Origin of the sequence: Streptomyces sp. NPDC126497, from assembly GCF_040302425.1 — a bacterium.
Taxonomy (GTDB): Bacteria; Actinomycetota; Actinomycetes; order Streptomycetales; family Streptomycetaceae; genus Streptomyces.
In genome coordinates this window covers 1-8080 of the sequence record NZ_JBEORT010000112.1, presented here as the reverse complement: position 1 = coordinate 8080, position 8080 = coordinate 1, and the positions used below count along the sequence as shown (strand labels likewise).

At 73.6% G+C, this 8080-nt stretch carries 8 protein-coding genes; 3 read left to right on the top strand and 5 right to left on the bottom strand.

The features are described from left to right. On the bottom strand, positions 1 to 1931 hold a 1931-nt coding region (locus ABTY20_RS30545; protein WP_352000381.1), incomplete at its 3' end, for a DEAD/DEAH box helicase. A 480-nt stretch (positions 1932 to 2411) separates the two neighbouring features. Here ABTY20_RS30545 and ABTY20_RS30540 point away from each other — a divergent pair. Then, positions 2412 to 3167, top strand: coding sequence for a ferritin-like domain-containing protein (locus ABTY20_RS30540; protein ID WP_352000380.1), 756 nt, complete (start codon positions 2412 to 2414; stop codon positions 3165 to 3167). A 92-nt stretch (positions 3168 to 3259) separates the two neighbouring features. On the opposite strand, the gene ABTY20_RS30535 is transcribed toward ABTY20_RS30540, so the two are convergent. The 4 genes from ABTY20_RS30535 to ABTY20_RS30520 all read right to left on the bottom strand — a co-directional run bounded on the left by ABTY20_RS30535 (position 3260) and on the right by ABTY20_RS30520 (position 5162). Next, positions 3260 to 3529 carry a hypothetical protein gene (locus ABTY20_RS30535; RefSeq protein WP_352000379.1) on the bottom strand — a complete coding sequence of 90 codons (270 nt, stop codon included), beginning with the start codon at positions 3527 to 3529 and terminating at the stop codon, positions 3260 to 3262. Positions 3530 to 3708: 179 nt separating this feature from the next. Continuing rightward, complete coding sequence (locus ABTY20_RS30530; RefSeq protein WP_352000378.1) at positions 3709 to 3936, bottom strand: DUF3107 domain-containing protein; 228 nt, start codon at positions 3934 to 3936, stop codon at positions 3709 to 3711. 154 nt (positions 3937 to 4090) lie between these two features. Then, complete coding sequence (locus tag ABTY20_RS30525) at positions 4091 to 4735, bottom strand: TetR/AcrR family transcriptional regulator (protein ID WP_352000377.1); 645 nt, start codon at positions 4733 to 4735, stop codon at positions 4091 to 4093. A gap of 199 nt (positions 4736 to 4934) precedes the next feature. Continuing rightward, a complete protein-coding gene (locus ABTY20_RS30520; RefSeq protein WP_352000376.1) occupies positions 4935 to 5162 on the bottom strand; it encodes an Rv3202a family protein in 228 nt (75 codons plus the stop codon). 216 nt (positions 5163 to 5378) lie between these two features. On the opposite strand from ABTY20_RS30520, the gene ABTY20_RS30515 reads away from it, so the two are divergent. Then, positions 5379 to 6434: an alpha/beta fold hydrolase gene (locus ABTY20_RS30515; RefSeq protein ID WP_352000375.1), complete on the top strand. Its 1056-nt coding sequence runs from the start codon at positions 5379 to 5381 to the stop codon at positions 6432 to 6434. Between the two features lie 8 nt (positions 6435 to 6442). After that, positions 6443 to 7891: a DUF3152 domain-containing protein gene (locus tag ABTY20_RS30510; RefSeq protein ID WP_352000374.1), complete on the top strand. Its 1449-nt coding sequence runs from the start codon at positions 6443 to 6445 to the stop codon at positions 7889 to 7891. Positions 7892 to 8080 lie beyond the last annotated feature (189 nt).

The following is an 8080-nucleotide window of genomic DNA, read 5'->3' as shown; positions in this document are numbered from 1 at the left end:
GCTTCGGCCTTCTTGGCCGCGGTCTTGCGGGTGCGGCGCGGCTTGGTTTCGGTGGCTTCGGCCGTCTCGGTGTTGCCTTCGGCGGTGTCGGCGGCGGCTTCGGCCTTCTTGGCCGCGGTCTTGCGGGTGCGGCGCGGCTTGGTTTCGGTGGCTTCGGCCGTCTCGGTGTTGCCTTCGGCGGTGTCGGCGGCGGTCTCGGCCTTCTTGGCCGCGGTCTTGCGGGTGCGGCGGCGCGGTTCGGCGGCCGGGGCCTCGGGCTCGGCGGCGACCGGGGTCTCCGCCACGACCGGAGCCGCCACGGCCACCGTGGTCTCCTCGGTCGCCGGGGTGGCCACCGCCGTCTCCGTGTCCGCCGCGTTCCTGCGCGTCCTGCGACGGCGCGGCTTCGCGGGGGTCTCGGCCGCCCAGGGGGCCACCGTGCCCTCCGCCGTGTCGACGGCGGATTCGGCCGTCCCCTCCGCGGTCGCCGCGGACTCCGTCGTCTTCACCACGGTCTCCACCGCGGTCGCCGCCCCGGCCGGGGCCCCGCCGCGGGTACGGCGACGGCGCCGCGGCGTGCGGGCGGCCGTGCCGGCCTCCGCCTCGCCGGCGTCTTCGGCGGCCGGGCTCACGGGCTGCTGCGCCGCCTCGTCCAGCGCCGCTCCGCCGCGCGTACGGCGACGGCGCCGCGGCGTGCGGGTCGAGCTCTCCCGGTCCGCGGAGCGGGGGGCCTCGCGCCCGCCCCGGCCACCGCGTCCGCCCGGCTCGCCCAGGTCCTCCAGCTCCTCCGCGTCCAGCCCGGCGCGGGTGCGCTCCGAGCGCGGCAGGACGCCCTTGGTGCCCTCGGGAATGCCGAGGTCCGAGAAGAGGTGCGGGGAGGTGGAGTACGTCTCCGGCGGGTCGCCGAAGCCCAGGTCCAGCGTCTTGTTGATCAGCTGCCAGCGCGGGATGTCGTCCCAGTCGACCAGCGTGATCGCCGTACCCTTCGCTCCCGCGCGGCCGGTGCGGCCGATGCGGTGCAGATACGTCTTCTCGTCCTCGGGGGACTGGTAGTTGATGACGTGCGTCACGCCCTCGACGTCGATGCCGCGGGCGGCGACGTCGGTGCAGACGAGCACGTCCACCTTGCCGTTGCGGAACGCGCGCAGCGCCTGCTCGCGGGCGCCCTGACCGAGGTCGCCGTGGACCGCGCCGGAGGCGAAGCCGCGCTGCTTGAGCTGGTCGGCGAGGTCGGCGGCGGTGCGCTTGGTGCGGCAGAAGACCATGGCCAGGCCCCGGCCGTCGGCCTGCAGGATCCGCGCGACCATCTCGGGCTTGTCCATGTTGTGCGCGCGGTAGACGAACTGCGTGGTGTTCGCGACCGTCGCGCCCTCGTCGTCCGGGGACGTGGCGTTGATGTGCGTCGGCTGCGACATGTAGCGCCGGGCCAGGCCGATCACCGCGCCCGGCATGGTGGCCGAGAACAGCATGGTCTGGCGCCTGGCCGGGAGGAAGCCGATGATCTTCTCGACGTCGGGCAGGAAGCCCAGGTCGAGCATCTCGTCGGCCTCGTCGAGGACGAGGGCCTTCACGTGCTTGAGGTCGAGCTTCTTCTGCCCGGCGAGGTCGAGCAGCCGGCCCGGGGTGCCGACGACCACGTCGACGCCCTTCTTCAGCGCCTCGACCTGCGGCTCGTAGGCCCGGCCGCCGTAGATGGCGGTGACGCGCACGTTGCGCACCTTGCCGGCGGTGAGCAGGTCGTTGGTGACCTGTGTGCACAGCTCGCGGGTGGGGACGACGATCAGCGCCTGCGGCGCGTCGGTGAGGTCCTCGGGCTTCGCGCGGCCGGCCTCGACGTCGGCGGGGACGGTGACGCGCTCGAGGAGCGGAAGGCCGAAGCCGAGCGTCTTGCCGGTGCCCGTCTTGGCCTGGCCGATGACGTCCGCGCCCGACAGGGCCACGGGGAGCGTCATCTCCTGGATGGGGAAGGGGGTGATGATGCCGACGGCCTCCAGGGCCTCGGCGGTCTCGGGGAGGATCCCGAGCTCTCGGAACGTCGTAGTCAGGGTGCTGCCTCTTCTGTGTGCGCGGTGCGAGGCGAGCGCGGGGGTCGTGTAGGGACCGTGTCGGGGACGTCGGCTGCCTTACGGGCGGGGCCGTAGGACACGGGACCACTGCCGACGCTCGAGCGCTCGTACCGCTGAGGTGTCCCTCCGGATTCCGTACGCACAGTGCCGTACGGCCTCGGAGGGCTGTCGGGTCGGAGCCGATCGGGCCTCCGACCGGGCATCCTCATACATGCGGCCTGTCGAGTACGTCAGAGTGCTCAGCAGGCGCATTACCACCATACCCCGGATCCGCGCACACGCCATGGCCGATCTGGTCACGTAGTCGTCGTCACACTGATCGGCCACGACCCTCCAGGACGCGGCGAGCGGGCTATTGTGCGCTTCATGACGAGCTCTGACAAGCCTGACAACGCCGCGGAAACCCCCGACACCCCCGCCGGGCCCACCGGCGTCGCCGCCATGGACTGGGCGGCCGCCTCCGCCGACCCGCAGTACCGTGCCGCCGTCGTGGACCTGCTCGGCGCGCTCGCGTACGGCGAGCTGGCGGCGTTCGAGCGGCTGGCGGAGGACGCCAAGCTGGCGCCCACGCTGGCGGACAAGGCGGAGCTGGCGAAGATGGCGTCGGCCGAGTTCCACCACTTCGAGCGGCTGCGCGACCGGCTGGCCGGAATCGGCCAGGAGCCGACGCTCGCGATGGAGCCGTTCGTCGCGGCCTACGACGGCTTCCACCGGCAGACGGCCCCCTCCGACTGGCTGGAGGGACTGGTCAAGGCGTACGTCGGCGACTCCATCGCCAGCGACTTCTACCGCGAGGTCGCGGCCCGTCTGGACTCCGACACCCGCGCCCTGGTGCTGGCCGTGCTCGACGACACCGGGCACGGCGGCTTCGCCGTGGAGAAGGTGCGCGCGGCGATCGACGCGGACCCGCGCGTGGGCGGACGGCTCGCGCTGTGGGCGCGGCGGCTGATGGGCGAGGCGCTGTCCCAGTCCCAGCGGGTCGTCGCCGACCGGGACGCGCTGTCGACCATGCTCGTGGGCGGTGTCGCGGACGGGTTCGACCTCGCCGAGGTCGGCAGGATGTTCTCCCGGATCACCGAGGCGCACACCAAGCGGATGGCCGCGCTGGGGCTGGCGGCCTGAGGACGGCCGGGCCCGTCCGGCGCCCCCGGAGCGATCCCCCGAGGCGGGCGGCCGGGGGCCGGGTCACGACCGGCGCCGTCGACGGCGGCCGGTCAAGCGGTCGCCGACCGACGGCGCAGTCTTCCCGCAGGGCGCAGCAGCAGCGACAGGGACGCCACGGACACGATCACCGCGCCGAACAGGACCGTCAGCAGACTGCCGGCGTCCAGCGCGGTGCTCATCAGGAAGGCGCCGAAGAGCGCTCCGGCCACGCCGGTCGGCAGGACCAGGGCACGGGCGGGGAGCCGGTGCGGCAGGCGGTGGGCGGCCGCCCACGCCAGGGTCAGGCCGAGGATCGCGGAGCCGAGCGCTTCCAAGAACATGTCGGGGTCCCTCCCACATGGCCGGCCTGCTCATATCGGTCGTAGCCCGTACTACCCCTGACCTGCGAAATTCAATCCTCTGTGGAGCGCCCGTGCGCCGTCCGTGAAACAGGACAGGCGGGGGCCCGGCGGTCTCGAACCGCCGGGCCCCCGCCTGACCACTCGACTGCCGGTCGCGCCTACAGCGCGCCGAAGCCCACCTTGCGCGGGGTCGGCTCGCCGATCTCGATGTAGGCGAGACGGTCGGCCGGAACCAGGACCTTGCGGCCGTGCTCGTCCACCAGGCTCAGCAGCTGCGACTTCCCGGCCAGCGCCTCGGCCACCACGCGCTCGACCTCCTCGGCGCTCTGACCGCTCTCCAGAACGATCTCGCGGGGCGCGTGCTGCACGCCGATCTTGACCTCCACGGCTATGTCCCTCCGACGGTCAGTGAAGTGCGCGACCTTCCGCGCCGTACCTGCACACATTAGCCCGGTGAGGGGACGTACACGCCGCGCCCCGCAACGCCAGAAGCGAACAATCGACGGGAACAAACGGCCCCCGGCCGTTCGCCCCGTGTCCTCAGTGGTGCTGTTCGTTGCCGTGCAGCGGGAATCCCGCGATGCCCCGCCAGGCCAGCGAGGCCAGCAACTGCACCGCCTGGTCGCGCGGCACGCTGCGGTCGCTGTGCAGCCAGGACCGCGCCACCACCTGGGCGAGGCCGCCGAGCCCCGAGGCGAGCAGCATCGACTCGGCCCGCGACAGGCCGGTGTCCTCGGCGATCACGTCGCAGATCGCCTCCGCGCACTCGGTGGTCACCTTGTCGACGCGCTCGCGCACGGCGGGCTCGTTCGTCAGGTCCGACTCGAAGACCAGGCGGAAGGCGCCGCCGTCGTCCTCGACGTACGTGAAGTAGGCGTCCATGGTCGCCCGCACGCGCTGCTTGTTGTCCGTCGTCGACGCCAGCGCGTGGCGCACCGACTGGATCAGGGCCTCGCAGTGCTGGTCCAGCAGGGCGAGGTACAGATCGAGCTTGCCCGGGAAGTGCTGGTAGAGCACCGGCTTGCTGACGCCCGCGCGCTCGGCGATGTCGTCCATCGCGGCCGCGTGGTAACCCTGCGCGACGAAGACTTCCTGGGCGGCGCCCAGCAGTTGGTTCCGTCGGGCACGGCGCGGCAGGCGTGTACCCCTCGGGCGTACCGCGTCCGTCTGCTCGATGGCTGTCACGCCGCCTCCCATTGTCGTCCACATGCGGTGTGAGCCGCGCCGCCATCGTACTTTTCGGTAACCGTGGTGCGCGCGGTGAGGGCGCAGAATTTCACGGACCGGACGGCGGTGAAAGCCATACGGACGGTTTCAAAAGCTGTCAGAGCGGGCAAGAAGTTTCCTCCTCACGGCCCGACGACGGTCCTCGCCGGCGCGTCCGTCACCGGTAGTCGTCCTCGTCGAGCGAGACGATCCGGGCCTGCTCCACCAGGTCCGCCTCGTTGGCGCGGTCGGGCTCGACGCCGGTCATCGGGTCGTCACGGTCCGGCCTCACCTCCGCCTGCTGCTCGGCCGCGTCGACCTCGGGCGCCTCGACGTCGAACTCCACGTCCCCGCGGACGTCCTCGTCCTCCACGAAAGTCTCGGGGTCGGTCGGATCTACGGCCATGCCGGGCTCCCTTCCTGTCCATGTCTCCGGTGTCTCCGGCGCGCCCCCGGAGATCGCGGGGGCCACGTACGGGTGCCCTTCCTCGAGCCTAGGAGACACCGGATCCGGACGCTATGCGATCCGCGACCGGGACGTGACGGGGAGCGCACGGCGGGCCCCGCCCCCTGTGACGGCGAACACACGAACCGCCACGTGATCGTCTCGTAACATTGCCGCATGCCTTCGACCGAGCTGCCGTCCGTGCCACCCGCAAACGTGCTTCCCAGGGTGGCGGCGGTCAGGGTGGCGGAGGGCGAACGGCTCAGGACGGTGGAGCTGCGCGGGGTCATCCTGTCGGTGCGGTCGCGGCCGCCCGCGCGGGAGGGGCTGCCGCCCGCCCTCTACGTCCACGGACTCGGCGGTTCCTCGCTCAACTGGTCGGCACTCATGCCGCTGCTGGACGACGTCGTCGACAGCGAGGCCGTGGACCTGCCGGGCTTCGGCGACTCCCCGCCCCCGGACGACGGCGACTACTCCCTCACCGCGCACGCACGCGCGGTGATCCGCTACCTCGACGCGACCGGCCGCGGCCCGGTGCACCTCTTCGGCAACTCGCTGGGCGGCGCGGTCGCGACCCGTGTCGCCGCCGTGCGCCCCGACCTCGTCCGCACCCTCACGCTCGTGTCGCCGGCCCTGCCGGAACTGCGGGTGCAGCGCACCGCCGTCCCCACCGGACTGCTGGCGGTGCCCGGCGTCGCACCGCTGTTCACCCGGATCACCCGGGAGTGGACGGCGGAGCAGCGCGTCAAGGGGGTGATACGGCTCTGCTACGGCGACCCCGCGCAGGTGTCCCCGGAAGCGTTCCGCAACGCGGTGCAGGAGATGGAGCGGCGGCTGCGGCTGCCGTACTTCTGGGACGCGATGGCGCGCTCCGCGCGGGGGCTCGTCAACGCGTACACGCTGGGTGGTCAGCAGGGGCTGTGGCGCCAGGCCGAGCGGGTGCTCGCGCCGACCCTGCTCGTCTACGGCGGCCGGGACCAGCTCGTCGGCTTCCGCATGGCCCAGCGGTCGGCCCGCGCCTTCCGGGACTCCCGGCTGGTGACCCTCCCGGACGCGGGGCACGTGGCGATGATGGAGTACCCCGGGACGGTGGCCCTCGCCTTCCGCGAACTCCTGGCGGACACAACGGATTCGGCGGACGAGGGGGATACTGGTGCCCCGGGCGCGCAGGGCGCTCCGGGTGCACCCGCCGACGCCGGTGGGGGGACCACCGCCGAGAGCGCGAGGGGCTGAGGCGCGACATGGGACGCCACAGCCGTCGTGGACCCGCCCCGAAGGGCGGCACCGCGGACAAGGGTGGGGCCAGGGACGGCCGTCCGGTACCGGGAGACCCGTCCGGGGCCGGGGGCGAGGCCCGGGAGTACGGGACCCCTCCGGGGTACGGACCGGCGGGACACGGGACGCCGCGCCTCCCGGACGGGACGCCGGCCGACGGAGCGCCGCGCCTCCCGGACGGGACCCCCGCGCACGGCGTGCCGCGCCTGCCCGACGGATGGCTGCCGGACGGGACCCCCGCGCGGGGTGTTCCCCGGTTCCCGGACGGGACGCCCGCCCACGGCGTCCCCCCGGTCCGCGGCGGGCATCCCGAGCAGTGGGAGCCCGGGGGCGGCTGGGGGACGCCGAGCGGTCGTACGGCGTCCGGGCACGGCACGCCGACGGGACCGGGCGCGCCCCTCCCGCGGCAGCGGCAGGCGCCTCCCGGCGGACCGCGCCAGGAGTACCTCGACGCCTTCGGCGAGGGCGCCGACCGCTTCTCCCCGCGCCCGTCCGCCTCCGTGCCCCGCCCGCCGGGCCCCCGTGCCGCCGTCACCGACCGGAGCGCCGCCCCGGCCGCCGGCCCCGACGACGAGGACGCGCCGCCGGCCGGAGCGTCCGCGCCGGCCAAGGGCGGCAGGGGACGGACGTTCACCGGGATCGCGGCCGCCGCCGTCACCACGGTGCTGGCCGTCGTCGTGGCCGGCCAGGTCGCCGACGAACGCGCCGGCGCCGGCGTGCAGGCGCAGACCGCCGGTGAGCAGGCGCGCGACGTCCGGGATCCCGCCTCGCGCGGGGACGGCCGGGAGACGCCCTCCGCACCCGGCGCCGAACCGCTGACGTACGAGCAGAGGATGGACAGGAAGGACCCGGTCGACGCCGCACGCGGGGGCACGGGGAAGTTCACCGCGATCACCGGCGTCGACAGGGCCCCGGGCAGGGGGCAGAAGTTCACCTACCGGGTGGACGTGGAGCAGGGGCTCGACCTCGACGGCGAACTCTTCGCCGAGGCGGTCCAGAAGACGCTCAACGACGACCGCAGCTGGGCGCACAACGACGCGCGCACCTTCGAGCGCATCCACTCCGGCGAGGCCGATTTCGTGATCACCCTCGCCGGCCCCGACACGACCGCCGACTGGTGCGCCAAGTCCGGCCTGGACACCACCGTGGACAACGTCTCCTGCGATTCGGCGGCCACCGAGCGCGTGATGATCAACGCGGACCGCTGGGCGCGGGGAGCGGACACCTACGGCGAGGAGATCCACGCCTACCGGCAGATGCTGATCAACCACGAGGTCGGCCACCGCCTGGGCTTCAACCACGTCACCTGTGACAAGGACGGCGACCTGGCCCCGGTCATGCAGCAGCAGACCAAGTTCCTCGACCACGACGGGATCAGCTGCCGCCCGAACCCGTGGCCGTACCCGAAGAGCTGATCCCCCGGCGCGGCGAACGCGCCCCGCGCGGGAAAGTTACGCCCGTTCACCCCTTCCGGTGGCGTGATGGACAACCGTCCAACCACGCCCCCCCCGGGGCCGCAAGGGTGGTACCCCCGGGTGGCGCCGGTGGGGCGGCCGGGGCCCCCCCCGGGGGGGGGGGGTGGCGCCGGGGGCGACGGGCGGCGA